The organism is Indolivaga macrotermitis, from assembly GCF_900128985.1.
Taxonomy (GTDB): domain Bacteria; phylum Bacteroidota; class Bacteroidia; order Bacteroidales; family Dysgonomonadaceae; genus Dysgonomonas_A; species Dysgonomonas_A macrotermitis.
In genome coordinates this window covers 156,766-181,331 of the sequence record NZ_FQUC01000004.1, presented here as the reverse complement: position 1 = coordinate 181,331, position 24,566 = coordinate 156,766, and the positions used below count along the sequence as shown (strand labels likewise).

Sequence of the window (24,566 nt, the reverse complement as noted above, 5' to 3'; positions counted from 1 at the left end):
CTCTCTCTCTCTCTCTAATATTTCAGCACACAAATACAAATCCAAATTGTTAAAATTCAGATTGTTATTGATGTTTTTATGTGTGAAAATATCGGTCATTCCTTATTTGTAAAGGGTTGTTTGATGTGGCAAATATAGGAATTTATTTTAATTGTGGCATCCTTTTAATTAATTTCAGGTAAAGAGATCTAAAAAAACAGGCAGCGTACAATCACTTGCACGCTGCCCCAGCTGATTAACTTAAAATTCGCTATATTAACACCAAAGCGGATATTTTAATAATGCGAAATGATCATAAACGTAATTTCCGCATCAGCTTTATTCATCTTCACTATAAGCGATCTCACCATGTTGAGAAATATCCAGTCCGATTGCTTCTTCTTCTTTAGTGACTTTTAGCCCAACAGTCTTATTTACAATAAAGAATAAGATAATTGTACCTACAGCACTATATGCTATTGATGCAGCACTAGCAATAACCTGTATCCAAAGCTGGTGCCAGTCGCCATATAACGCACCTTGCACACCTTCTGCTCCGGTAATAAATTGGGTAGCAAATACTCCAGTAAGAATAGCTCCGACGAGTCCACCTATACCGTGTACACCAAATGCATCCAGAGAATCGTCATATTTCAATTTAGGTTTAACATAAGCAACCATAATATAACAGATGGCTGAAGCTATAAGTCCTATAAATAATGCACCGAATACATCAGCTGTGCCTGCTGCCGGTGTGATGGCTACCAAACCAGCTACAGCTCCTGTACAAATGCCAACTATGGTTGGTTTTTTATTGATAATCCATTCCAGTGACATCCATGTAACGGCGGCAGCCGCAGTCGCAAAATGTGTTACTAGCAATGCATTGGCAGCTAATCCGTCGGCAGCGAGTCCGCTACCGGCATTGAATCCGATCCAGCCCAACCAAAGCAAAGAAGTGCCTATTACTACAAACGGAATGTTGTGAGGTGTAACAGGATGACCTGTAGTACGGTAGCCTTTGCGCCGCCCGATCATAATAGCCATAACCAGAGCCGAAATACCGGCATTGATATGTACTACAGTACCTCCGGCAAAGTCTATAGCTCCCATTTGTTGCATCCAACCGCCGCCCCACACCCAGTGTGCCATTGGGTTATAGATGAACAGAGCCCATAGTACCGAAAATAGTAAGAATCCCGAAAATTTTATCCTTTCGGCAAATGCACCGATAATAAGAGCGGGCGTGATAACTGCAAACATACACTGAAACATAGCAAAAAGCAACTCGGGAATGTCTCCGGCTGTCAATGTGTCGAGCGTAATTCCCCGTAAAAAGACTTTGTCGAGCCCACCTATGATAGCACCTAAACTACTGCCGTCCATAAATCCGGTACCGAAAACCCAGCTATAACCAATAATAACCCATTCGATGCTGATAACGGCTGTCAGTATAAGACATTGCATCATAATACTCAGTACGTTTTTTTGACGGACAAGTCCTCCGTAAAAGAATGCCAGTCCCGGTATAGTCATCATCAGTACCAGTACAGTAGCAACAATAATCCATGCTGTGTTACCCGAATTTAAAGTAGGTGCAGTTTCCGTAATAACTTCTTGTGCAGCCAATAGGGGCGAACACAGTAATAAGCCGCCTAAGGCGATATATTTAGCGAGTCTTTTTTTCATAATAACTAATTGTATTTTTCTAAAAATGGATATGATAACTTGATATTTTACGGAATTTTATTCTTCGTCCTTGTTGTAAAGCGATTCATCTCCATGATCTCCTGTGCGGATACGGATAGACTGTTCGATACTGGAAACGAATATTCGTCCATCACCACTTTCGCCGGTATAGGCAGAATCCAGAATTGCCTTGATCGATTTTTCTACATTTATATTCCTTACCACAAAAGAGATATAAATACGGTCGATAGCATTAATATCGTAAGCGATTCCTCTGAATATGAGGCCTTGTTTGGCATCACCCTGACCTTTAACATCCCACCACGAAAGGAAGTCAATATCTGCTTCGTGCAGAGCCTTGCGTACTTCATTAAATTTCGATTTGCGGATAATAGCTTCGATTTTTTTCATACGGATTTTATTTTTAGTTTATGAATTACAAAAAGTTACCGGATAGTGATCCCAAATACAAAATGTATATCTTCTTGTGCCGGATTGGCTATAATATTAGCGAAAACAGGAACACTGAAACGGTCGTTAATCTGGACTACTTTGGATGCTCCTACCTGAATAGATGTGAATTTGAACTTGTCGGTAGGATAAATAGGGCTCTCCCAAGGTGTAAAACCTGTGGCGACTTTGAAATCGACTCCTTGAACAGAAAAGGGATATGCTACTTCGACATAGGTAGAAAATGCATTGTCGCCATTTGCTTTTTTATTACCCTTGCCAAGAACAAATGTATTCCATGCAATACTTAAAGGAAAAGATTGAGGAAAGGTATACGCCAGACTTGTTTCGAGAGAATGTCCTGTATAACCATCGTTGGGACCGCTGAAATACCTGTGTGCTCCTTCGCCATCCCACCAGTAATCAGTAACTGTTAAGGCGAATCCCGAAGCGGCATAAGACAGATAGAAGTCGACCTCTTTCTTATCGTTTCCGGCAATATCTGTCGAACCCCATGCACCTAATGTAAAACCTTTGGCTGACACAGATAAAGCAGGTTGTACACTAGCTCCTGCTTGTTTAAAACCTCGCCAGACATAGCTACTGACGAGGTCGCCTGATAAATTAACACTAACTGGGGAATCTGGTTGTGCAGACGTTTTCCCAACTGATAGAATAAATAAAATAACCAAACCTAAAACAGCCTTTTTGTTTTTCATTTTAATTGTGCTTAAAGATGTTAATATATTAATTATACTGTCTTTTTGAAAGTTTAATTTAAAATAAGTTATCAAAATGACTTATTTTTATGCAAATGTATGTTATTTGTTTTTTATATGAAAATATTTCATAAAATAATTTTGTTAAAAAGTTTGTGTTTGGCTGTATTTGTTTCTTAATGATTGTGTTTGTTGTATAAATATCTCTAAATGATTTAATGTATTCTATTTTAGTATCTATTTGCTTAGGATGAAAAGCTGCGCATGTGTCTGTTTATGTCGTATGCTATAATAGGGTGTTAGGTGGGCTGTTTTTTATCTTCTATCTCCTTTTCTTAAAAATATATTGATAAGCGATATTGCGTATTTCACTTATTTTAGTATTTGATTTTGTGCTGTTTGAGTGTGCAAGAGAATGCAATGAGTTGAATTTGATATTTTGAAAAAAGCATCTGTTTCCAACTTTTAAATTTTTGACATATAAAATGGTTTATATACGTTTGTAACATCAATTATAATGATTCACAGTCTCTTTTATAATAACTTGGTATGAATAATAATATGTGTAAATATGTTGAGGCAATACCTTGGTTTGCAACAATCAATTAAGCTTGTAAGTAAATTTTTGTAATATTCTGTAAAACTAGATTTTTTAGTAAAGTCAACATTGTATATTTTTTATGAAAAAAAGATTAATTGTTTTTTTTGCTTGGTTGTTTATATCAATCACATTACTTAATGCTCAAGTAGGGATAAATACCGAAACGCCCCACCCGAAAACAGTATTGGACGCGACAACACTTTCTACGGATAAAAGTAAAGGAATAATGATTCCGAGAGTAACCCAAGACGAAAGAGATGCTATTCTGACGGGGATGTCGGACGCTGAGAAAAAGGAAGTGAACAGTATTCTTGTATTTAACACAGACGAGGATTGTTATAATTTCTGGAATATAAACGAAACCGAATGGAAGAGTGTCTGTGGCGCTATGGGTAAAGCAGAATTTAAACCTCTGCTTTGTTCGAATATTACAGTATATGGAAACTATATTGAAGGAGTGTCTGTAGATGCAAGCCATTACTTATCGCTCGTAGTTGATGTACAAAAAGCCGGATCATATACTATTTCTGTAACAACAGGGAATGGATACAACTTCTTCTTTTCATCAGTAGTTCTCGAAACAGGCCTGCAACAGATAAATATTCCTTGTCAGGGTAAGCCTGTAAATGTAGGGACAGATATTCTTTCTTTTGATGGCATAACCTTGGAAACAGGATGTACACCGACAATTACAGTAGGGTCGGCGGTTGCCATATATGCATTGAATTGTTCCAGTGCCCTGGCAAACGGAAAGTATCTGAAAGGTACGGCTCTGACCGGACAAACAGTAACGTTAAATGTAAGTGTAACTACACCAGGGTCTTATTTGATAACTACTCCTAAAATTAATGGCATCAGCTTTAGTGCTTCCGGAAATTTTACCGTTGCAGGAAATACTCAGGTTACATTGGTTGGAACAGGTACGCCTACTGTTAATACCAACTTTGAAATGACTATCAATGCCAATACACCCGAAGGAAGCAATACGTGTTCGGTTACTATCCCTATGACATTGCCGGCTATGACTTATGCTATTATTGGAACCGGTGACTACTCTTGGGCCAGTGATCATCGTATCAATGCTCTAACTAACGGCGGGGTCAGTTTTGGTACAGGTGGTACTGTAAAGATAGAATCATTTACCCAATTATGGTCTACGGCTGCTGTTGGTACAGCAGCAGGTTATCTTAATAACGGATATGGAGGAAAGCAGCCTGATGTGGTTTTGTACTTTGCTTATGGAGCAGCACCTACGGCAGAAATTACCAGTGCATTGATTAACTATATTAACAAAGGTGGATGCGTAATATACGGATCTTCTGATAATACAGCATCTGCCGTAAATATTCTAATGAGCGGTGTATTTAACATGGCTACAGCCCAGGCTCAAGTAACAGATGGAGATGATGATGTGTATCTGATTGCTGTAAGTCCGGGTGATCCGGTTATAAATGGCCCCTTTGGTAATCTGTCCGGAAAATATTGGGGAGAGGATAATGCATCGTCAGGCTCAGTTATTATGACTTCACTGCCTCCTAACTCTGTACAGGTTTGTACCGCCGCTTCAGCGAAAAAATCATCATTGTCAAGTCCCGTAGATACAGCTTATTCTATTGTGTGGTATAATGAAGGTAAAAACTTCTTCTACATTGGAGATAGTGTAGCTTCTACTTATACATATATGGGATCAGATGGTTGGCCGGCATTGTATACCAATTCGGGATTCCCCAGATCAAAATCGTATGGTCCGGGTACATCTACAGGTTATAATCAATTAGTGTATAATGCGGCTTTAGAATTGAATGCTGTGGCATGGGCTGTAAAGAAAGCCGCAATCAGTGGGATAAACCCGCATTGATGATATTTCATTCTGCTAGTATTTGAAAAAAAGTTAATTAACAATCTCTTGTCTTATAAATGTTAAAATTATAGCTAAAAGAATCTGTTTAATTTTGTGTATTCATATTTTTTTATTTGTTTCGTTTGCTTTTAGGTTAGTCTGTGATTTTTGATTAATTGTATTTCGATGAATTTCTATACCTAACCAAAAGCTAGACCCGATAAAAAATAGGATAGATGAAAAAATATAGACGTTATTCCTTCTTAAAAGAAAATAAGCGTATAGAATTAAACGAGTATATTTTTTACTGAGAATATTAAACTTCCCTAGAACTTAATTTCTTTACTGAAAAAGTTCAGGGGAAGATTTTTTTATAGCGATTAGAGAGCATTCATAAATATTTTTCACCTCACATAATAGAACTGCTAGTGGATGAAACATTTTGTAAATAAAATAAAACACTTATTGTCGGAGCCCGAAGATGGCAGGCTTTTTGAGGTATATTCTGTTTCGAACGAATTACTAAAGGAAGTTTGCTTTAAATATGTTTGTTCTATTATAGTTATTCTTTTCTCATTTACTGTCTTGTATTTTTATGAGAATATAGAGCCGCTTAACTATCTTACAGGCTTCTATACTATGTTTCATTTGTTCTTGTTTTTTATACCGTATAGGTTAAAATATGAATCGATACGTTCGTTGATTCCGATATATTTTATATTTATATCGATAGCCCTGTTTCCAATGGTGACACTGTTTTGGCAAATAGGACGGGTTACGGCGTTTTTTTGGTATCTATTGCTTCTTCTCGCTTCCGGATTATTTTTTACAAACCGTACTACCATATATTGGTGTATATATGTGCTGTTCTTTATTTGTATGATATTCGTTGTAGTCCCCATGGTTCCAGAGAGATTTACTTTAGTATGCACCCGGAAGCAATTGCTTATAGTTAATATGATGACTATATTGAGTTGCTTGTATCTGGTGTTCTTTTTCTCGTATTATATGAATAAGATTTATCAGATAAGAATAAAAGAGCTAGTAAATACAGAACCTGTCCATATTCAGGAGCATCAGGTCATAGAAGAGGGAAAGGAGACAGACAAAGAAAAGTATGACAAAATATATCAGAATATAATACGCTATTTTGAAAAAACGAAACCTTATTGCGATTCAGAATTTACCATATCCCAATTAGCTATAGTTCTCAATACCAATGTAACGTATATTTCTAAAGCTATAAAAATAAAAGAGGGAGTCAATTTTAATGTGTTTATAAATACACACAGGGTCAATAAAGTTAAGAATATGCTACAGGATGACTATCACAATAAATATACGATGAGACACATTTATACATCTTCGGGTTTTAAGCATCAGTCTACATTTAATAAAGTATTTAAACAGACCGAAGGTATTACCCCGTCAGAGTATATTAAAAAGCTGGAATCCGATAAAAACTAAATAAAGGATGAAACAAAAACGAGATTGCCATCTGACAATCTCGTTTTTATTCTATGATTTTCTTGATTTATTTTTTGCTGAATAATCTGAAAAACTCGCCAACCCAAAGAACTACAGATGTAACCCCAAGTATGATCAGCCAATCTTTGATTTGTAAAGGAACAGTACGGAATACATCTCCACCAAATGTAACGATAAGTATCTGACCTACCAGAATGATACATGCTACCGAGATAAAGCCGAGGCTTTGCCCCATGCCGGCGAAAGCAGATTTACCTGTGCCGAAAGCTTTTGCGTTAAACATGTTCCAGAATTGAAGGATCACGAACACTGTAAAGAAGTACGAAAGGAAATACTTGAACTTGTCTCCATCAACATAGCCAAAGAATGAATCCAGATTAACCGGGTTGTTGAAGTAGAATAACATACCCATCAATACGATTACAAACAAAATTCCGGTAAAGAGAATATGTTTACGCATTGGAGGAGATATGATAAAGTCCGTATTTTTTCTCGGTTTCTCTTTCATTACGTTCGGATTAGGAGGCAATGAAGCTAATGCTCCTGCAGCAAATGTATCCATGATCAGATTGACCCAAAGCATTTGTGTTACAGTCAGAGGAAGCTCGTGACCGAATATCGATCCTAAGAATACAAGAAGTAATGCAGCCACATTAATCGTGAGTTGGAATAAGATGAACCGTTGTATGTTTTTATACAAAGAACGTCCCCACATTACAGCTGTAGCAATACTGCTGAATGAATCGTCGAGCAGGGTAATATCACTGGCTTCTTTAGCAACCGAAGTTCCCGATCCCATCGAAAGGCCTACATCGGCATGGTTAAGGGCCGGAGCATCATTTGTTCCATCACCTGTTACGGCCACAATTTCACCTGATTGTTTCAATAGCGAAACCAATCGTTGCTTGTCCGTAGGACGTGCACGACACATTATTTTGAGGTGTGTCACTCTCTTCAAGGCTTCTTCGTCAGACAATGCTTCGAAGTCGGGTCCGGTTATAATATTCAGATCCGAATCTTCCGAATCCTTCCAGATTCCGATCTGACGGCCAATTTCACGGGCGGTAGCATATGTGTCGCCTGTAACAATTTTCACACCGATTCCGGCATTCAAACAGTCATTAACCGCATCCGGAACGTCCGGACGGACAGGATCGGATATCGCGGTAATACCCTGAAATATTAAATCGTTGGAAAGAGAATCGATAGATGTATTATCGTCCACAATCTGGTATGCGAAACCTAAAGTACGCATAGCCTGATTCTGGTATTGGAGCAATTGCTCTTCGATCTGCTTTTGCATATCTTCTCGAGGAACATTTTTTGTCGATGTTTGTATATGAGAACATTTGGCCAAAACAATTTCGGGAGCACCTTTTATATATACAATTTTCTTTCCGCCGCCCAAAGCATTCGATCTTACGATTGTTGCCATGTATTTACGTTCGGTAGAGAAGGGTAGTTGTTCTACAATCGGTGTGTTTTCTCTCTCTGTCAGATAGTTGATGTTTTTACTGTTTAGCCATAGAAGTAAAGCCCCTTCGGTAGGGTTACCTAAAGCTTTGGCTTTCGCAGGGTCAGAAAAATCAAGGAAGGCAGTAGAGTTTGTTGCAATATTTTCTACAACCATTTTACAGGCATCGCTGTCATCGATTGATTGCTCGTTCAACCCATAAAAATTAGTTTGTGCAACCTGCATTTGGTTTTGAGTCAATGTACCCGTTTTATCAGTACAAATAACAGTAGTGGCACCCATTGTTTCGCAGGCGTGCATTTTACGTACAAGGTTGTTCGCTTTAAGCATGCGGCGCATACTTAAGGCAAGGCTAAGGGTTACACTCATCGGTAATCCTTCGGGTACGGCAACCACTACCAAGGTTACTGCTACCATGAAGTATTGAAGGATGTGCCCTGCCGTTTCCAACGATACCCACGATTCGGGTAGCAGAGGATTCACTCCGAATAGAAATCCTACACCGGCCAGAACAGCAAAGGTTATCGCGCCGATACCGATCCATTTAAGCCAGCCGCCGTTTTCAACACTGGCGGGCATTTCTTTATCTTTACCCATCAGGTCGTATGCATCGTAAAGAATAGGCATCCATACTTTGATAAGTGCAACAATACCCCCTATAATAACAGCGCCGACTAAACCTAATTGACCTAAAGAATAGTCGTTGGTCCCCAGAAATATATCCTTAATGAATAGTACCGAAAAAGTAAGTGCGGCCAGAACCATACCTACTACTCCGATAAACTTAGCAAGAGAGTCGAGCTGACGGTTCAAAGGTGTTTCGCCTTCAACCATTTCGGCTGCTTTTTCGGCAACTTGCCCGAATTCGGTCGCATCACCTACCTTACTTACACGCATAGTTCCGTGTCCGTTGATAACTTTCGTTCCACGCAAAACCCAGTTGGATGGATAAGTTACCCCTTCTTCGAACTCGTTCGGATCAGTTGTTTTGTCGATACTCGGTTCTCCGGTAAGGCACGACTCATCCATTTGCATGGTTACCGCATCGAGTAACTCTCCGTCGGCAGGCACTTCGTTTCCTATTTCAAGCAGTACGATATCACCTACAACAATTTCACGCTTCGGAACCTGGCAAACATTGTTATTGCGGATTACCATTATTAGGTCGTCGTCGTTGACTTGGTTCAGCACATCGAACTTTTTGTTAGCATCAACTTCGAACCAAAAGGCAACACCCGTAGCTAAAAATATAGCACAGAAAACACCAATTGTTTCTTCGTAATGAAGTCCCTTTCCGGTCACATGATTTACAATAGCGATCCCTAAAGAGATGAATGCTGCTATAAGTAAAATACGAATAATGGGATCTTCGAATTTTTCGAGAAAAAGCTTCCACAATGGTTCTTTTTCAGGGGGAGTCAAGATGTTCTCGCCATGCTTTAGGCGACTCTCTTTGACTTGGTCATCGGTTAAACCGGTGTAATGGTGTTTTGATTCCATAAAATTTAATAACGATAAAAATTAAATGTTATACAGTTTAGTGTAGGCATGGTAATGATTTGTGTTATTTGAGCGTTTGGTATTTGTGGCTTTTAGTGTGGTAAGGATTGAGTTTCAATTCTGTATCCAACTGCTCCCTTATTTCCGATAGCTGGGCCAGATTCTGCAATGTCAGGACTCCAATACTTTCAATCTTTTTCAGAAGGGGTTCCGCCTTGATATATTCTGTTATTTCTACATTCACCACACCTTTTCTGACCATATCTATAGCCGAGGCAGCAGCGAAAGACAGGTCTATGACCCTGCTCTTGATATGAGGTCCTCTGTCTATAACTTTAACAATAACTTCTTTATTGTTGTCAGTGTTTTTTACCCTAAGCAGCGTCCCGAAGGGATATTTTTTGTGTGCACATACCAATTCTTCCCTATTATAAATTTCTCCGCTGGCAGTACGTCTGTTATGAAACTTACGTGCATAATAAGTTGCGGCACCGGTTTCCGGCTTTTTTTTGTTTTGCGAAAACATAAACGCAGAGCTAAAAAACAGGAATAAGAATACAAATAGAATTGTTCTCATCGTTATTTTTTGACTTTGTACGAGGCAAAGATAAAATATTTAACGAATGTTTGGTAGATAAATATTCTTAATACAAAAAGAAACAGCATTTTTTTTTGATTATTCGCAATAATCCGTATTTTTGTGTTGATTTAATTATTTTATGACAGAAAAGCATGAAAAATTGCTCGCTGATCTTGAATTCAGATTACACCAGTTAATGTATCTGTGCGATTCCTTGAAGTCTGAGAATCAGAATCTGAAAGCTCAATTGGAGGAGAAGAATAGTGAGATAATTCGTGTGAATACTGAGTTAGAGCAGTTGAGTCAAAAATACAATAATCTGACGTTTGCCAATACACTCTCCGGATCGGATATGGAAGGAATAGAGATGGCAAAGAACAGGTTGACCAAGTTAGTGCAAGAGGTTGATAAATGCATTGCATTGTTGAAAATTTAAAAACAAATAAGCAATGAAAGAGCATTTTGTCATAACGTTGCGTATTCTGGATAGGGTTTACCGGTTGAAAATACACCGTAAGGACGAAAAAAAATTCAGGGATGCAGCAGTTGCTATTGAGAAGAAAACAAATCAATATAGGTCTCATTTTGCCGGAGCCGAATCGAAGAGTTTATTAGACCGCGATTATCTGGCTATGACAACTATTCAGGCTTTGTCGGAAACGGAGGCTTTGGAGGCTAAAAACAAGCTTTTTGAAGATAAGATACAATCTCTGATCGATGAGTTGGATGTATATCTGAAACAAAACAGGTAGTTTTCGGAAAATATAATTAATAGTAAAATAGTAAGCACTAATTGGAAGTAATCGGCATTGGTTCCGGTCGCTTTTGATTAGTTTTTTTATTGTTTGACTCGAGATAACAAAACAATACCAAAAGATGGTATTTTATAAATGTGAAATTAAATAGAACAATATGGACATAATATTAGTAATAGGCGGACTGGTCGTTGGAGCAGTAGTCGCTTGGCTAGTCCTCAATTTTGTGACGAATGCGAACGTAAAGCGCCGCATTGAAGAAGCTGAACGGGATGCCGAAGTAATAAAGAAAAATAAGTTGCTCGAAGTAAAAGAACAGGCTCTTCAAATGAAGGCCGAGTTCGAAAAACAAGTCAATAGCAGAAACTCAAAGTTGCAGGTTGCCGAGAATAAGGTAAAACAGCGTGAGCAGACATTAAACCAGAAGATAGAAGAAGCTCAACGCCGTAAAACGGAAGTGGATACTATCAAAGAGAATCTGGATAGTCAGCTCGAAATTATAGAGAAGAAAAAACTGGATTTAGATAAACTACACAAGCAAGAGGTCGAACGCCTTGAAGCTTTATCGGGGCTGTCAGCCGAAGATATCAAAAACAAACTTATCGAAGCTTTGAAAGACGAGGCGCAAACAGATGCCCAGTCATACATCAGCGAAATAATGGAGGAAGCGAAAATGACGGCTAATAAAGAAGCCAAGAAAATCGTTATCCAATCTATTCAGCGTGTAGCAACAGAAACCGCTATCGAAAATGCCATCACAGTATTCCATATAGAATCGGACGAAGTTAAAGGACGTATTATCGGACGTGAAGGGCGTAATATCCGTGCTTTGGAAGCGGCTACAGGTGTCGAAATTGTAGTAGACGATACCCCTGAAGCAATTGTAATTTCGGGATTCGATCCTGTAAGGCGCGAGATTGCCCGTCTGGCACTTCACCAACTGGTGGCTGACGGACGTATCCATCCTGCGAGAATCGAAGAGGTTGTATCGAAGGTGAAAAAACAAATCGAAGAAGAAATAATAGAAACCGGTAAACGTACGGCTATCGACTTAGGTATACATGGTTTGCATCCTGAGATGATCCGCCTTATCGGTAAAATGAAATACCGTTCGTCATACGGACAGAACTTACTACAACATGCCCGCGAAACAGCTAATCTATGTGCTATTATGGCAGCAGAGCTTGGCTTGAATGTGAAAAAGGCAAAACGTGCAGGATTATTACACGATATAGGTAAAGTGCCGGACGATGAGCCCGAATTGCCACACGCACTGCTGGGTATGAAACTGGCTGAGAAATACAAAGAGAAACCAGATATTTGTAATGCAATAGGTGCCCACCACGATGAAATAGAGATGACCAGTCTTCTGGCTCCTATTGTTCAGGTGTGTGATGCTATATCAGGAGCTCGTCCGGGAGCACGCCGTGAGATTGTAGAGGCATATATCAAGCGTCTGAATGATCTTGAGCAATTGGCAATGTCTTATCCGGGTGTATTGAAAACGTATGCTATTCAGGCAGGACGCGAGCTTCGCGTAATTGTCGGAGCAGACAAGGTCGATGATGTCGAAACCGAAAAGCTGTCTTCAGAAATAGCAAAACGGATTCAGGATGAGATGACATATCCCGGTCAGGTTAAAATTACTGTAATACGTGAAACAAGAGCAGTAAGTTTTGCGAAATAAAAGTTAAAATAAATATACTAATAAAGAGGTTCCTTTTGTAGGAATCTCTTTGTTTTGTAGATAACCCATAAATATTTTCATATACTTTCGAGCAGGTAATCTGTTCTATAAAGTTTAGGATTAAAGCATATTTTCTTATTTTTGTACAGATAATCAAGTTTTATCACCAATAATATAAAAATTATGGCATATAAAGTAGCTGTTTTTGATGCTAAGCCCTATGATCAGGAAACTTTCAACAGAGTGAATGAGGAATATGGTTTCGAGCTGATTTACCATAAAGAACATTTAGACAGGCATAATGTAGTATTGGCCGGAGGTTCGGATGCCGTATGTATCTTTGTAAATGCAAACGTAGACAAATATGTAATTGATAAACTCTGTGAAATGGGAGTAAAACTGATTGCATTGCGTTGTGCCGGATTCAATAATGTAGATATAGCATATGCTGCCGGAAAAATCAAGGTGGTGCGTGTGCCTGAATATTCGCCCCATGCGATTGCAGAGCATACATTGGCTTTGATGTTGTGCCTGAACCGTAAAGTTCATCGGGCATTTCTTCGTACCCGTGACTGGAATTTCTCGCTGAATGGATTTATGGGATTCGATATGAACCAGAAAACTGTTGGTGTAGTGGGTACAGGAAAGATAGGTAGAACGGTTATCGGAGTATTGAAAGGCTTAGGTATGAATATTCTCGCTTATGACCTTTATCCGGATAATGCTTTTGCCGAAAAGAATGACATAAAATATGTGACTCTGGATGAGATTTACCGCAATTCGGATGTAATAACTTTACATTGTCCATTGACAAAAGAAACCGAATATATGATTTCGGAAGAATCGATTGCCAAAATGAAAGATGGTGTAATGATTATTAATACCGGACGTGGAAAACTAATCCATACAAAACATTTGATAGAAGGGCTTATCAGCCGCAAGGTAGGTTATGCCGGTCTCGATGTTTATGAAGAAGAAGGTGCATATTTCTATGAAGACTGTTCGGACAGTGTTTTGACAGACGATGTATTAGCACGTCTGCTGTCGTTCAATAACGTAATCGTAACATCGCACCAGGCATTCTTTACAGAGGAAGCTATGTCTAATATTGCCCATACGACTATGGGAAATATTTCGGATTACTTTTCGGGTGAGGAATTGAAGAATGAAGTTGTTTTCCAAGGTAAATAAAACAGCGGATCTAATATTATATTAGGGATAATATAGGTAAGTATAATCAGGCAGGTACTGATTCTCTGCTTAATTTTTTTAGTACTAAAATAGAATAAGTCGATAGGTATTCAGTGACTTGATATGAAAAAAATAATTATAATTTGTACTTTATTGCTGCTCGTAAGTATAAATTTTTCAGTATTTCCGGCAGATAAATTTGTAGTAGTTATAGATGCCGGCCATGGAGGAAAAGATGGCGGGGCTGTCCGGGGAACATACAAAGAAAAAGAAATAAACCTCGGTGTGGCATTAGCTCTGGGAAGGCTTATCGAAGCGAATATGAGCGATGTGAAAGTGGTATATACCCGTAAGACGGACGTTTTTGTCGATTTATATAAGCGCTCCGAAATAGCAAATAAAGCAAAGGCTAATTTATTTATTTCGATTCATACCAATTCTACAGCAGCAAAAACAACCACTGCATCGGGTGCAGATACCTATATTCTGGGGTTAGCCCGAAGCGAAGAAAACTTGGCAGTAGCGAAACGAGAGAACTCGGTGATCCTTCTTGAAGATAATTATAATAAAAGATACGAAGGCTTTGATCCGAATTCACCCGAATCTAATATTATATTCGAATTCATGACGGATAAGTATATGGAACAAAGTTTACAATTTGCGACCCATGTACAAAGTGGATTTTCGAAAGTCGCAAAGCGTGTCGATAGGGGAGTGCTTCAGGCAGGATTCTTGGTACTTAGAGAATCGGGTATGCCCAGTGTGTTGATCGAGTTGGGATTTATAAATAATCCGGCAGAAGCTAAATATCTGACATCTTCATTAGGACAAAGGTCTATGGCGAGTGCTATTTATTCTGCATTGGAGAAATATAAAAAAGATTTTGATAAGAAACAGGGGCGCGTAGCGATTGCAGATGAAACACCTAAGAGAGACACACCCAAGAAGGAAACACAAACTAAAATAGAACCAAGTAAGGTTAATAAGGATCCGGAACCTGTACCGGTTACGGTATCCTCAACCGGAACACCGGATACAACTAACAGTAAGCCGGAGACTACCACTTCTAAAAACGCATTTATATCCAAAAATAACGATGTTAATAAATTAGCAGCGACTAACCAGCCCAAACCATCGGCTAATAAAGCATCGGAGGCTCCCAAAAAGAATACAGCAAAAACGGAAGCAGCTCCTGTGAAAAAAGCAGAGACAAAAGTTTCTACTAAGGCCGAAACAAAAATTGCGGCAGGAGTGTTAGAGTATCGCGTACAATTTTTAACAGCCGGATCAAACCTGCCTAAAAATTCGTCGGCATTTAAAGGCCTGTCTCCTGTCGATTCTTATGTCGACGGAGGTGTATTTAAATATACTTATGGGTCTACAACAGATGAAGCGGAAGCCGGTCGTTTGCTGAGAGAAGCTAAACCGAAATTCAGTGATGCTTTTATTGTCCGTTTCAGAGACAATGTTCGGGTTAAATAAAGTATTGACTTTTACTGCTTTTTAGGCAAAATAACAGTAGCAGGTTCTGTTTTTTGGTACCAGCTATTACTTAATAAATCAACAGTTAAAGAAATAAAGAATATTACATATGAAAAAAGTGTTTTCGAAAGAAGTAAAAATTGGAATAGGTTTTCTTGTAGCACTATTCTTGTTATATGCCGGGATAAATTTTTTGAAAGGAATAAATATATTCAAACCGGCTAACTCTTTTACTGTCGTATTTGACGATGTAACCGGTCTGGCTCTTTCTACTCCGGTCTCACTCAATGGCTATCAGGTAGGACTGGTATATTCTATGGAATTGGACGAGAAAGAAGATAGTAAAGTACTGGTAGTGCTTAATCTTGATAAAGGAGTGAAAATTCCAAAAGGCAGCAAAATAAAATTGGATGTATCACTGATGGGTAATGCTACTGTTATCATAGATAAGAACCCCGAGTCACAAGAGTATTACTCTTCGGATGACAGGATTCCCGGGACACGGCAATTGGGCATGATGGAATCTATGAGTCAGGAGGTATTACCTCAGGTAGGCAATTTGGTACCTAAGATCGATTCTATACTCATGGCAGTACAATTGTTAGTTAGTAGTCCGGCTTTGGTGCAATCATTGGATAATATGACTGTAATCACAACAGAACTGACCACTGCCTCTAAACAATTGAATCAGATGATGTCTCTGATGAACCGCGACCTTCCCAAGCTTTCTAATAATATGACAACTGTCACATCTGATCTGGCTCAGGTATCGGGTCAATTCAAGGCAATGGATTTCCAGAAGTCATATCAATCTATAGACTCTACCCTGAAAAATATGGAGCTGCTGACAACAAAACTTAACAGTAAAGATAACTCTGTAGGGCTTCTGATGAACGATCGTCAATTATATGATAGTTTGGTCTCAACAATGAGCAATGCTTCGTTGTTATTAAAAGACGTCAAAGAAAATCCGTCTAGATATATCAACGTAAAAGTTTTCTAAAGAAAAACTAATTATCTAGAATGATTCTAAATAGTATAAAAGTGTAACTACACCTTAACAGCAAGATATTTGCTGTTTATAAGAACTCTATTTTAGGCTGATGTCTGTTAATTGCTTGAAGTATAAAAACTTACATAGATAGAATAACTGTAATTGGTAAGTGGTTGATTTTTAGATGATTGATTTAGATTTTAAAATGCAAATTTATTTAGGTTTGTTTAAACTGAAAATATTTCCAAAATTTGCATTACGATATAGTTAAGAGGAAAATTAAAATAGAGTTTCGACTTTTTTTACGATGAATAATAGTGTAAATATTTTATGGAATAAATGTCTGAATGTAATCAAGGATAATGTATCCGATATTACATTTCAAACATGGTTTTCGCCTATTGTACCACATTCTTATGAAAGTAATGTGTTTACAATTCAGGTTCCAAGCCAGTTTTTCTATGAATATTTGGAAGATAAGTTCGTGGATCTTCTACGAATGACTCTGCATCGCGAAATAGGAAAGGATACTATTCTTAATTACCGGATTCTGGTAGAAAATACTACTAATACGCATGTTGATTACAGAGGTGATGCTAAATCGTTAAGCGTTGAAAAAATCACCCCTAAACAAGCAAATAAAATTCCGAATCCTTTCCAAAAAGTAGTTCCTACGGATTTCGATTCTCAACTGAATCCGAAGTATACTTTTGATAATTTCTTTGAAGGCGTGAGCAATAAACTGGCAAGAACAGCCGGTGAAACCATAGCTAACAATCCTGGGAAAACAGCGTTCAGCCCATTGTTCCTACACGGAACATCTGGCGTAGGTAAAACTCACCTTTGCCATGCTATCGGCACACGTATTCTGGATCAATATCCAGACAAAAAGGTACTGTATGTATCAGCTCACCTGTTCAAAGTACAGTATACGGATGCTACCCGTTTCAATACGGTAAACGACTTCATTAATTTTTATCAGGGTATTGATGTACTGATTATCGATGATATTCAGGAATTGGTAGGACTGGAAAAAACACAAAATACATTTTTCCATATATTCAACCACCTGCATCAGAATAATAAGCAGTTGATTCTGACATCGGATAAGGCACCTGCCGAATTGCAAGGTGTGGAAGAGAGGTTACTTACCCGTTTCAGATGGGGATTGACAACTAAACTGGAAAACCCGGATTTTGAACTCAGAACAAAGATTCTGAAAAATAAGATATTGCAAGACGGACTCTCTATTCCCGAAGATGTCGTTACATTTATAGCAGACAATGTAACAGAAAACGTGAGGGATCTGGAAGGTGTGATAGTATCTTTGATGGCTTATTCTGTTATCTACAACAAAGAAGTAGATATGGCTTTAGCCAAAAGAGTAATCGGGCAGGCCATCCGCAAAATAGAGAAAAAGAAACTCACAATAGACAGTATATCGGAGGTTGTTTGTAAGCATTTCAATATAAAGACAGAATTGTTGCAGACTGCTTCAAGAAAGAGGGAAATCGTACAGGCACGACAGGTTGCCATGTATTTGTCTAAGCTGTATACCGAGTTATCGCTGGCACAGATTGGTGCTGTAATCGGAAAGAAAAACCATGCAACGGTATTACATGCCTGTAAAACAGTGAAAGATCAGTTGGAGGTTGACAAGACCTTCAGGGATGATCTGGAAGAAATAGAAAAGATTTTGAAAAAATAAAATAGAAGAGCCGATTCAGAGAGTCGGCTTTTTTTATGGCACAACTTTTGTTTTATTAACTTCTAGCTAAACAACTTTTTACATTAAGTGTTTAAGAAGTATATAAGCAACAGCAAGTATTTGATGATTGATATATTCTCGAAATATAACCGGTTATTGTTGTTTTATTTACTAAAGTAATAAATAGGTCTGGGACCTTAATCAGGATTTAAATTGTAAAATACATGAAAAGAGTAAACATTATCTTTCTATTAGCCATTTTGGTATCTACTTTATTTTCGAGCTGTTCGTACAATACGATGGTTGAAAAACAAGAGGCGTCATCCGCCCAATGGGGACAAGTTCAGAATGCGTATCAACGCCGAGCCGATTTAATACCCAATCTGGTTGCGACAGTTAAAGGATATGCATCTCACGAAGAAAATACGCTGACAGCTGTTGTCGAAGCAAGGGCTAAGGCTACACAAGTAACTATAAATGCAGATGATCTGACCGAAGAGAATATACAAAAATACCAACAGGCGCAAGGGCAGCTTAGCGCGGCATTGGGTAAATTGCTGATGGTGCAGGAACAATATCCCGACCTGAAAGCAAACCAGAACTTTCTGGCATTACAGGATGAGCTGGCGGGAACGGAAAACCGTATATCTGTGGAGCGAAATAAGTATAATGAGATCGTGAAAGATTATAACCAGTATATCAGACAATTCCCTCAGACCATATGGGCCGGTTGGTTTGGTTTTTCGAAGAAAGGATACTTCGAGGCTGAGGCAGCTAGCCAGACTGCGCCTACGGTACAATTTTAATTATCCGATAAAGATTTAAATCAATAAATAAAATAGGTTCGGTATAGCATGCCGAACCTATTGTTTCGAATTTCTGTTTTTATGAGACATATTTGGCAGATTATAGTTTTCTCCTTCCTGTTATTTTCGGGAAATACAGTTTTCGGGCAGAATATACCGGAACCGATGTCTCCACCCCGTCTGGTCAACGACTTTGCCGGAATATTCAATCAGGCAGAACGGGATGATCTGGAACGTATGCTTTTGGCATATAATGATACTACATCTACCCAGATATATGTAGTAACGTTAAAAGATCTGGAAGGATATGCGGCTTCGGATTATGCTTTTCGCTTAGGTGAAAAGTGGAAAATAGGCCAGAAAGGAAAAAATAACGGGGCTGTAATATTGATAAAGCCCAAGATCGGAAATAGCAGGGGAGATGTCTTTATTGCAACTGGATATGGATTGGAAGAGAAACTGAACGATGCCCGTGTCGGACGTATCATTGATAATTATATGTTGCCTCATTTCAGGGAAAATGATTATTATTCGGGTACAAAAGCAGCGATTGGTGCAATGATAGGATATCTTTCCGGACAATTTCAAGCCGACGAAAAGGATGATGATTCGCCGAGTACAGGCGAAACTATTATCAGCATCATCTTCATATTATTATTCATTTATTTTATGAATAAGATCAATCGGAATAATAGGGGAAACCGTTCTTCGCGGGGAGGAACTTTCTTTCCTCCTATTGTTGGAGGTGGCTTTGGTAGAGGTTTTGGCGGAGGATCACGTGGTTTCGGAGGTGGCGGAGGCGGTAGCTTTGGCGGTGGTGGTGCCGGACGTAGTTGGTGATAGAAAATTTCTATGAAAAGAAATCTGTTTTACAGGAAAACATATATCTGTTTGTGTTAAAATCGTATATCTTTGCAAATAGTCAAAAGTCATATATTATTCACTTACTAAATTTGTCATTATGTTAAGTAAGAAAGTTCAGGATGCTTTAAACAAGCAAATTAATGCAGAGTTTTGGTCTGCCCAGTTATATTTATCCATGTCTGCTCATTTCGCAAAAGAAGGAAAGAACGGTTTTGCAAACTGGTTCAAAGTACAGGCTTTAGAAGAAAATGACCATGCTATGAGATTTTTCAATTATATCGTATCCAGAAGTGGTGAAGTGAAGATTCTTCCTATCAAAGAAGTTCCTCATGAATGGGCTTCTCCACTGGACGCATTTAAAGCTGCTTTGGCTCACGAGAAACATGTTACAGCTCTGATCGATAGCTTGATGACTCTTGCTAATGAAGAAAAAGATTATGCGACAGCCTCTATGCTGAAATGGTTCGTAGACGAACAGGTAGAAGAAGAAGCTACAGCACAGGACTATATCGATAGCCTCGAAATGATTAAAGACAATGGATTCGGTATTTATACTTTAGACAAGGAACTGAAATCCAGAGAATACACTCCGCTTTCGTTCTAAAGAAAACAGAGAATAATCTAAAAAAGGATGGATTGTATTGATCTGTCCTTTTTGTATAAAAAAAAGATTTTAATATCATGATGGATCTTATAAACCAACACTTTATTCAGGTTATAGCAACAGTATTGGTGCTTATAGCTACCCCGGTGATCAGGCATTTGACCAAAACTGTTCTGCGGAAGTATGCTGTAATGAAAGGTAAAACCGAAAACCGGACCGGGCAGGTTGTACGTCTGTTTGCAGTAATAGTTAATTCATTGGCAGTTATTATCCTGATTGTGATATGGGGGGTAGATCCGCATAACCTGTTGGTTGCCATATCTTCGGTATTTGCCGTTATCGGAGTTGCCTTATTTGCTCAATGGTCGATGCTGAGTAATATAACCGCAGGTATTATAATCTTTTTCACAACACCTTTCAAGATAGGTGATAGTATACGGATCGTAGATAAAGATATCCCTTTCGATGCGAAGGTGGAAGATATTCTGGCATTCCATACTCACTTGCGTACAAAAGAAGGGGAGCTGGTTACTTACCCTAATTCATTGTTTTTTCAAAAAGGAGTGATGATCCTACGTATTGATACATGGAATGAAGAAACAGACGAATAAGTAAGGCCTGAGGCCTATTTGTTTCTTTGGTAAGTGAAACAAATATAGTTCGTTATGATTCTAGGAAATATCATAAACCACTTACAGCCACTTAATATCTGAAAAAATATTTTTATATTTGTTATTCTTCAGAATTCAGGTTAAAATCTAAAAAAGAAATATATGTCGGTAAATAAGGTAATATTGATAGGAAATGTAGGAAAAGACCCCGATGTCAGGTATTTTGATAACGGTAGTGCAGTTGTAAACTTTACTTTGGCAACAACTGAAAGGGGATATACTGCTGCCAATGGAACGCAAATACCCGATCGTACCGAATGGCATAACATAGTATGTTGGAGAGGGCTTGCTAAAGTAGCGGAGCAATTCGTAAAAAAAGGGACCCAGCTTTTTGTCGAAGGGAAACTGAGAACCCGTTCGTATGACGATCAAAATGGCGTTAAACGATATGTTGTAGAAATATTTGCCGACAATCTGGAATTACTTGGACGGAGAGGGGAAGCCTCCGGTTCTCCGGATATGAATAATCAAGGTTATGGTCAGCAACAACCGTCTGCACCTCAATCTTCATCACCATCAATGGGTATGCCGCAACAAACTTCGGCAGACGAGGTCGATGACTTACCTTTCTAAATAAGATCTGATAAGAGAGGTTTCTTTATCCTCTAAAATATAAAATATGATAAGTGCAGATAAAGAAGATACATTCTTATCTGCATTTTTTATTCGGAGAATCTAAATGAAACAATTAATAGTGGTATTGGGTTTGTGTTGTATCTTTTTTACGGGTTGTGATAATCAGCCTGTGCCGAGACCTAAAGGATATAACCGGATAGATATTCCCGTCTATAAATATTTACAAGGCGATATTTCGGATTTTACGTTTGAATATTCAGCTCTGGCAAAGATTATAGTTAAAGAGAAAAAGCCGGGAAATAAAGAGGTCTGGTTCGATATCCGTTATCCGGATTATAATGCGGTGTTGCATTGTACCTATCTGGCGATAGATAGAAAATCGTTATCGAAAGTACTGGACGACAACCACCGGCTGGTTTACAGCCATGTTTCTATGGCAGATGCGATAGATCAGAAAGTATATGAGGATACAGAAAATAAAGTCTCCGGAATTCTGTATACCATTGAGGGAGACGTTGCTACTCCGGTACAGTTTTTTGTGACAGATAGTGTCGCTAATTTTGTAAGAGGGTCTTTGTATTATGAGTCCGTAACATCTGTCGATTCTAAAATAGAGACAGACTCGGTAACCCCTATAACCGAGATGGTAAAAAAGGATGTCAGTCACCTGATGATGACATTGCGGTGGGAAAAAACAATAGAATAGAGCCGTACATCTACAACTAAATGTATCAGTACGGCTCACAATCAAAAGTAGTAATAAAGAGGTTGTTCTGTTATAATTATTTAGCCTGTGCCAGTTGATTGTTATTCAGGTTATCCAATAAATATTGATCACCGTCGGCAACATCAACAATTGCATATTTTCCGATATTACATATTTGCATTTCGTCCAGAGTTTTTACTAATGTGCTGTAATTTGCCTTGCCGGTTGGTTTTACAATAACAGTCAGGTTGTCTTTCGATTTCTTTATTTCGGCAATACCTGCTTTGTATTCATTTTCTGTAATCTGCTTGTTGCGCCTTAGTTGCTTTAATTCTGCTGCTTGAGCGGTTACATCAGTATTCCTTTCGAGTAAAATATTACGCAATCCGTTATCGATATTTGTTTCTTTCAGGGTAAGCGGATCCGAGTAATCGGGGATTCCCCAATAGTAAAATACCCTTCCGTTTTCGCTAAGAAGCAATGTTACTGTTCTTGATTCCGGAGTTTGGGTACCGGGTTCATTTGTTTTTGCCGGCATAACCACATCCATAACCTGTGGCATAGAAAGTGTTGTACAGAACATAAAGAATGTTATCAGCAACATGTTCATATCCACCATTGGAGTAAAATCTACCCGAAGGTTAAGTTTGGTTGGTTTACCTTTTTTATTGCTGCCATTATTGGAGCCTGTATCGATTGCTGCCATAGTTTTAAGTTTTAAAAGGTTTATATTGTTTTTCTTTTTATCTAATAGAGTAGATAGTTCAAAAAATTCCATAAAAAATTTAAAAATATTTTACTTCTCTATCTTTTTTTGAAAAAAAATTTTCTAAAAAAAAACAAACACACTACATTTACATCCGAATTGATCTCTCATTCAGATGATTAGTAGTATTAGGAATAAAAACAACGCCAATAGTAATCTAGATTTATTAAATTTAGATTTCGTTTTGTGCATTGAAATACTAAATGGAGAGAGACAAACAGAGAGACAGAGAGAGCTAAACGTGTGCACCTACAAGCTAACATTTGCTAAATGGGAAAACAATAAATAAAGATCCCCAGAACACTCCTATTTTACATTTATTATATCTAAGGTTTTATCGGTAATATTTTATCGAGCGGAGCCTATGGGTATCAGTGTCTATCATATACATGATATTCGTATTTTGAATTTATGAAAAAGTTCTCGTGATATATCCGTAACCTAATTATAGGCTGGTTGGACCGTTTATACCGGATAATAGAGTTGTTGCTCTATTCCTAACCAGTAAAAAAATACTCACTCAATAAGAAAAACAAAAGGGTCTATAACCCTGAAATGGCAAATCAATGTAAATAATCAATGAAACAGAAACTATTATTACTCTTGGGTATATTTTCTTTCGGTATATCCCCGGCGCAAGTAGGAATAAATACACAAAATCCTTTGGGTATATTTCAGGTGGACCCCCTTAGGTGATACCTCCACTGCCGGAACCAGTGGCTATACAGATGATGTATATGTAGATGATAAAGGTTATCTGGGTATAGGAACTCTAGACCCCGATGATCAGGTACATATTGATAAAGGAAATGCAAATTCTTTTATCCGTATCGAGGATACCAGCGAAGGCACAGGCGATAAGTTTTTGGCTTCTGATGCTGATGGCGATGGCACATGGATACCGCGTGTATCGTTGAACGGGAAAGTATACCGTATGACTTCTCCTTCACAAGTGTCATTTCTTTTTCCTGCCAATACGGATACCCCTCTGCTTTTCAATAAGTTGAAACCCGATACCGGTTCTATTGTCGATAATCCGGATGCAGGATATATCCGGATCGATAACGATGGCAGTTATGTCTTTACTTTTCGCTGGTGGGGAGCAGCTCAATCATCTGCTATATCAGGAGCCAATATGAAGTACAATGTTATTCCGGCCAACCTTAAAATTCGCAAAGTAGTAAGTGGTATTATCCAGCCTGAAAATATCGAAAATATTATGATATTTCCGAATATTCAAGGTGTTTCTGCTGGCAATCCCCGATTTTCTTTTACTATATCCATGTTTGCTTCCAATTTAAAGAAGGGCGATTTATATTGTATCCTTGTTAATCCATTTACAGATTGGATACTTGGGCTTGGACTGGACGCGCCTACAGGCCAATTCGATAATGTTATTTATTTTCCGAGTGTAATGGTTTATAATATTTGAAATG

The 24,566-nt window shown here is 38.3% G+C and carries 22 protein-coding genes; 16 read left to right on the top strand and 6 right to left on the bottom strand.

Features of this window, described 5'->3' with window-relative positions; genetic code table 11:
* Positions 1–318 precede the first annotated feature (318 nt).
* The 3 genes from BUC12_RS07745 to BUC12_RS07735 are packed head-to-tail and all read right to left on the bottom strand — an operon-like array spanning position 319 to position 2,837.
* A complete protein-coding gene (locus tag BUC12_RS07745) occupies positions 319–1,668 on the bottom strand; it encodes an ammonium transporter (protein ID WP_062184160.1) in 1,350 nt (449 codons plus the stop codon).
* A 57-nt stretch (positions 1,669–1,725) separates the two neighbouring features.
* The gene (locus BUC12_RS07740) at positions 1,726–2,079 is read right to left on the bottom strand and encodes a P-II family nitrogen regulator (RefSeq protein WP_062184157.1); all 354 of its coding nucleotides are present in this window, start codon (positions 2,077–2,079) and stop codon (positions 1,726–1,728) included.
* A 35-nt stretch (positions 2,080–2,114) separates the two neighbouring features.
* Entirely contained in the window at positions 2,115–2,837 is a 723-nt protein-coding gene (locus tag BUC12_RS07735) for a TorF family putative porin (protein ID WP_062184185.1), read from the bottom strand.
* 680 nt (positions 2,838–3,517) lie between these two features.
* Here BUC12_RS07735 and BUC12_RS07730 point away from each other — a divergent pair.
* Both BUC12_RS07730 and BUC12_RS20270 read left to right on the top strand, forming a co-directional pair.
* Entirely contained in the window at positions 3,518–5,296 is a 1,779-nt protein-coding gene (locus tag BUC12_RS07730) for a hypothetical protein (protein WP_062184154.1), read from the top strand.
* Positions 5,297–5,710: 414 nt separating this feature from the next.
* Entirely contained in the window at positions 5,711–6,745 is a 1,035-nt protein-coding gene (locus tag BUC12_RS20270; RefSeq protein WP_062184151.1) for a helix-turn-helix domain-containing protein, read from the top strand.
* Positions 6,746–6,812: 67 nt separating this feature from the next.
* On the opposite strand, the gene BUC12_RS07720 is transcribed toward BUC12_RS20270, so the two are convergent.
* Both BUC12_RS07720 and BUC12_RS07715 read right to left on the bottom strand, forming a co-directional pair.
* Positions 6,813–9,740, bottom strand: a complete 2,928-nt coding sequence (locus tag BUC12_RS07720) for a calcium-translocating P-type ATPase, PMCA-type (protein ID WP_062184148.1) — start codon at positions 9,738–9,740, stop codon at positions 6,813–6,815.
* 64 nt (positions 9,741–9,804) lie between these two features.
* Positions 9,805–10,317: a septal ring lytic transglycosylase RlpA family protein gene (locus BUC12_RS07715; protein ID WP_062184144.1), complete on the bottom strand. Its 513-nt coding sequence runs from the start codon at positions 10,315–10,317 to the stop codon at positions 9,805–9,807.
* Positions 10,318–10,459: 142 nt separating this feature from the next.
* Here BUC12_RS07715 and BUC12_RS07710 point away from each other — a divergent pair, with 142 nt between their 5' ends.
* The 13 genes from BUC12_RS07710 to gldD all read left to right on the top strand — a co-directional run bounded on the left by BUC12_RS07710 (position 10,460) and on the right by gldD (position 22,364).
* Positions 10,460–10,756 carry a hypothetical protein gene (locus tag BUC12_RS07710; protein ID WP_062184141.1) on the top strand — a complete coding sequence of 99 codons (297 nt, stop codon included), beginning with the start codon at positions 10,460–10,462 and terminating at the stop codon, positions 10,754–10,756.
* Between the two features lie 13 nt (positions 10,757–10,769).
* Positions 10,770–11,072, top strand: coding sequence for a cell division protein ZapA (locus tag BUC12_RS07705; protein WP_062184138.1), 303 nt, complete (start codon positions 10,770–10,772; stop codon positions 11,070–11,072).
* 160 nt (positions 11,073–11,232) lie between these two features.
* Positions 11,233–12,762 carry a ribonuclease Y gene (rny, locus tag BUC12_RS07700; RefSeq protein WP_062184133.1) on the top strand — a complete coding sequence of 510 codons (1,530 nt, stop codon included), beginning with the start codon at positions 11,233–11,235 and terminating at the stop codon, positions 12,760–12,762.
* A 183-nt stretch (positions 12,763–12,945) separates the two neighbouring features.
* Positions 12,946–13,953: a 2-hydroxyacid dehydrogenase gene (locus tag BUC12_RS07695; RefSeq protein ID WP_062184130.1), complete on the top strand. Its 1,008-nt coding sequence runs from the start codon at positions 12,946–12,948 to the stop codon at positions 13,951–13,953.
* Positions 13,954–14,076: 123 nt separating this feature from the next.
* Positions 14,077–15,435: an N-acetylmuramoyl-L-alanine amidase family protein gene (locus BUC12_RS07690; protein ID WP_062184127.1), complete on the top strand. Its 1,359-nt coding sequence runs from the start codon at positions 14,077–14,079 to the stop codon at positions 15,433–15,435.
* Between the two features lie 109 nt (positions 15,436–15,544).
* Complete coding sequence (locus BUC12_RS07685) at positions 15,545–16,438, top strand: MlaD family protein (protein WP_062184124.1); 894 nt, start codon at positions 15,545–15,547, stop codon at positions 16,436–16,438.
* A 298-nt stretch (positions 16,439–16,736) separates the two neighbouring features.
* On the top strand, positions 16,737–18,137 hold the full coding sequence (gene dnaA, locus BUC12_RS07680; RefSeq protein ID WP_062184121.1) for a chromosomal replication initiator protein DnaA: 1,401 nt from the start codon (positions 16,737–16,739) through the stop codon (positions 18,135–18,137).
* 224 nt (positions 18,138–18,361) lie between these two features.
* Positions 18,362–18,943, top strand: coding sequence for a LemA family protein (locus BUC12_RS07675; protein WP_062184118.1), 582 nt, complete (start codon positions 18,362–18,364; stop codon positions 18,941–18,943).
* 81 nt (positions 18,944–19,024) lie between these two features.
* On the top strand, positions 19,025–19,783 hold the full coding sequence (locus tag BUC12_RS07670) for a TPM domain-containing protein (RefSeq protein ID WP_062184182.1): 759 nt from the start codon (positions 19,025–19,027) through the stop codon (positions 19,781–19,783).
* A gap of 121 nt (positions 19,784–19,904) precedes the next feature.
* Entirely contained in the window at positions 19,905–20,411 is a 507-nt protein-coding gene (locus tag BUC12_RS07665) for a ferritin (protein WP_062184115.1), read from the top strand.
* A 77-nt stretch (positions 20,412–20,488) separates the two neighbouring features.
* Positions 20,489–21,022 carry a mechanosensitive ion channel domain-containing protein gene (locus BUC12_RS07660; RefSeq protein ID WP_062184112.1) on the top strand — a complete coding sequence of 178 codons (534 nt, stop codon included), beginning with the start codon at positions 20,489–20,491 and terminating at the stop codon, positions 21,020–21,022.
* A gap of 162 nt (positions 21,023–21,184) precedes the next feature.
* Positions 21,185–21,655, top strand: coding sequence for a single-stranded DNA-binding protein (locus tag BUC12_RS07655; protein ID WP_062184109.1), 471 nt, complete (start codon positions 21,185–21,187; stop codon positions 21,653–21,655).
* Positions 21,656–21,761: 106 nt separating this feature from the next.
* Entirely contained in the window at positions 21,762–22,364 is a 603-nt protein-coding gene (gene gldD, locus BUC12_RS07650; protein ID WP_062184106.1) for a gliding motility lipoprotein GldD, read from the top strand.
* A gap of 76 nt (positions 22,365–22,440) precedes the next feature.
* Here the strand turns inward: gldD and BUC12_RS07645 are convergent, their stop codons facing one another.
* Positions 22,441–23,070 carry an ExbD/TolR family protein gene (locus BUC12_RS07645; RefSeq protein ID WP_062184179.1) on the bottom strand — a complete coding sequence of 210 codons (630 nt, stop codon included), beginning with the start codon at positions 23,068–23,070 and terminating at the stop codon, positions 22,441–22,443.
* A 925-nt stretch (positions 23,071–23,995) separates the two neighbouring features.
* Between BUC12_RS07645 and BUC12_RS07640 the strand changes: the two genes are divergently transcribed.
* Positions 23,996–24,562, top strand: a complete 567-nt coding sequence (locus BUC12_RS07640; RefSeq protein WP_062184103.1) for a hypothetical protein — start codon at positions 23,996–23,998, stop codon at positions 24,560–24,562.
* The last annotated feature ends 4 nt before the right edge of the window (positions 24,563–24,566 follow it).

What these genes read in the sequence shown, in the direction of transcription:
- BUC12_RS07745 (WP_062184160.1), bottom strand. Translation starts at nt 1,668, where the DNA reads ATGAAAAAAAGACTCGCTAAATATATCGCCTTAGGCGGCTTATTACTG.
- BUC12_RS07740 (WP_062184157.1), bottom strand. Translation starts at nt 2,079, where the DNA reads ATGAAAAAAATCGAAGCTATTATCCGCAAATCGAAATTTAATGAAGTA.
- BUC12_RS07735 (WP_062184185.1), bottom strand. Translation starts at nt 2,837, where the DNA reads ATGAAAAACAAAAAGGCTGTTTTAGGTTTGGTTATTTTATTTATTCTA.
- BUC12_RS07730 (WP_062184154.1), top strand. Translation starts at nt 3,518, where the DNA reads ATGAAAAAAAGATTAATTGTTTTTTTTGCTTGGTTGTTTATATCAATC.
- BUC12_RS20270 (WP_062184151.1), top strand. Translation starts at nt 5,711, where the DNA reads ATGAAACATTTTGTAAATAAAATAAAACACTTATTGTCGGAGCCCGAA.
- BUC12_RS07720 (WP_062184148.1), bottom strand. Translation starts at nt 9,740, where the DNA reads ATGGAATCAAAACACCATTACACCGGTTTAACCGATGACCAAGTCAAA.
- BUC12_RS07715 (WP_062184144.1), bottom strand. Translation starts at nt 10,317, where the DNA reads ATGAGAACAATTCTATTTGTATTCTTATTCCTGTTTTTTAGCTCTGCG.
- BUC12_RS07710 (WP_062184141.1), top strand. Translation starts at nt 10,460, where the DNA reads ATGACAGAAAAGCATGAAAAATTGCTCGCTGATCTTGAATTCAGATTA.
- BUC12_RS07705 (WP_062184138.1), top strand. Translation starts at nt 10,770, where the DNA reads ATGAAAGAGCATTTTGTCATAACGTTGCGTATTCTGGATAGGGTTTAC.
- rny (WP_062184133.1), top strand. Translation starts at nt 11,233, where the DNA reads ATGGACATAATATTAGTAATAGGCGGACTGGTCGTTGGAGCAGTAGTC.
- BUC12_RS07695 (WP_062184130.1), top strand. Translation starts at nt 12,946, where the DNA reads ATGGCATATAAAGTAGCTGTTTTTGATGCTAAGCCCTATGATCAGGAA.
- BUC12_RS07690 (WP_062184127.1), top strand. Translation starts at nt 14,077, where the DNA reads ATGAAAAAAATAATTATAATTTGTACTTTATTGCTGCTCGTAAGTATA.
- BUC12_RS07685 (WP_062184124.1), top strand. Translation starts at nt 15,545, where the DNA reads ATGAAAAAAGTGTTTTCGAAAGAAGTAAAAATTGGAATAGGTTTTCTT.
- dnaA (WP_062184121.1), top strand. Translation starts at nt 16,737, where the DNA reads ATGAATAATAGTGTAAATATTTTATGGAATAAATGTCTGAATGTAATC.
- BUC12_RS07675 (WP_062184118.1), top strand. Translation starts at nt 18,362, where the DNA reads ATGAAAAGAGTAAACATTATCTTTCTATTAGCCATTTTGGTATCTACT.
- BUC12_RS07670 (WP_062184182.1), top strand. Translation starts at nt 19,025, where the DNA reads ATGAGACATATTTGGCAGATTATAGTTTTCTCCTTCCTGTTATTTTCG.
- BUC12_RS07665 (WP_062184115.1), top strand. Translation starts at nt 19,905, where the DNA reads ATGTTAAGTAAGAAAGTTCAGGATGCTTTAAACAAGCAAATTAATGCA.
- BUC12_RS07660 (WP_062184112.1), top strand. Translation starts at nt 20,489, where the DNA reads ATGATGGATCTTATAAACCAACACTTTATTCAGGTTATAGCAACAGTA.
- BUC12_RS07655 (WP_062184109.1), top strand. Translation starts at nt 21,185, where the DNA reads ATGTCGGTAAATAAGGTAATATTGATAGGAAATGTAGGAAAAGACCCC.
- gldD (WP_062184106.1), top strand. Translation starts at nt 21,762, where the DNA reads ATGAAACAATTAATAGTGGTATTGGGTTTGTGTTGTATCTTTTTTACG.
- BUC12_RS07645 (WP_062184179.1), bottom strand. Translation starts at nt 23,070, where the DNA reads ATGGCAGCAATCGATACAGGCTCCAATAATGGCAGCAATAAAAAAGGT.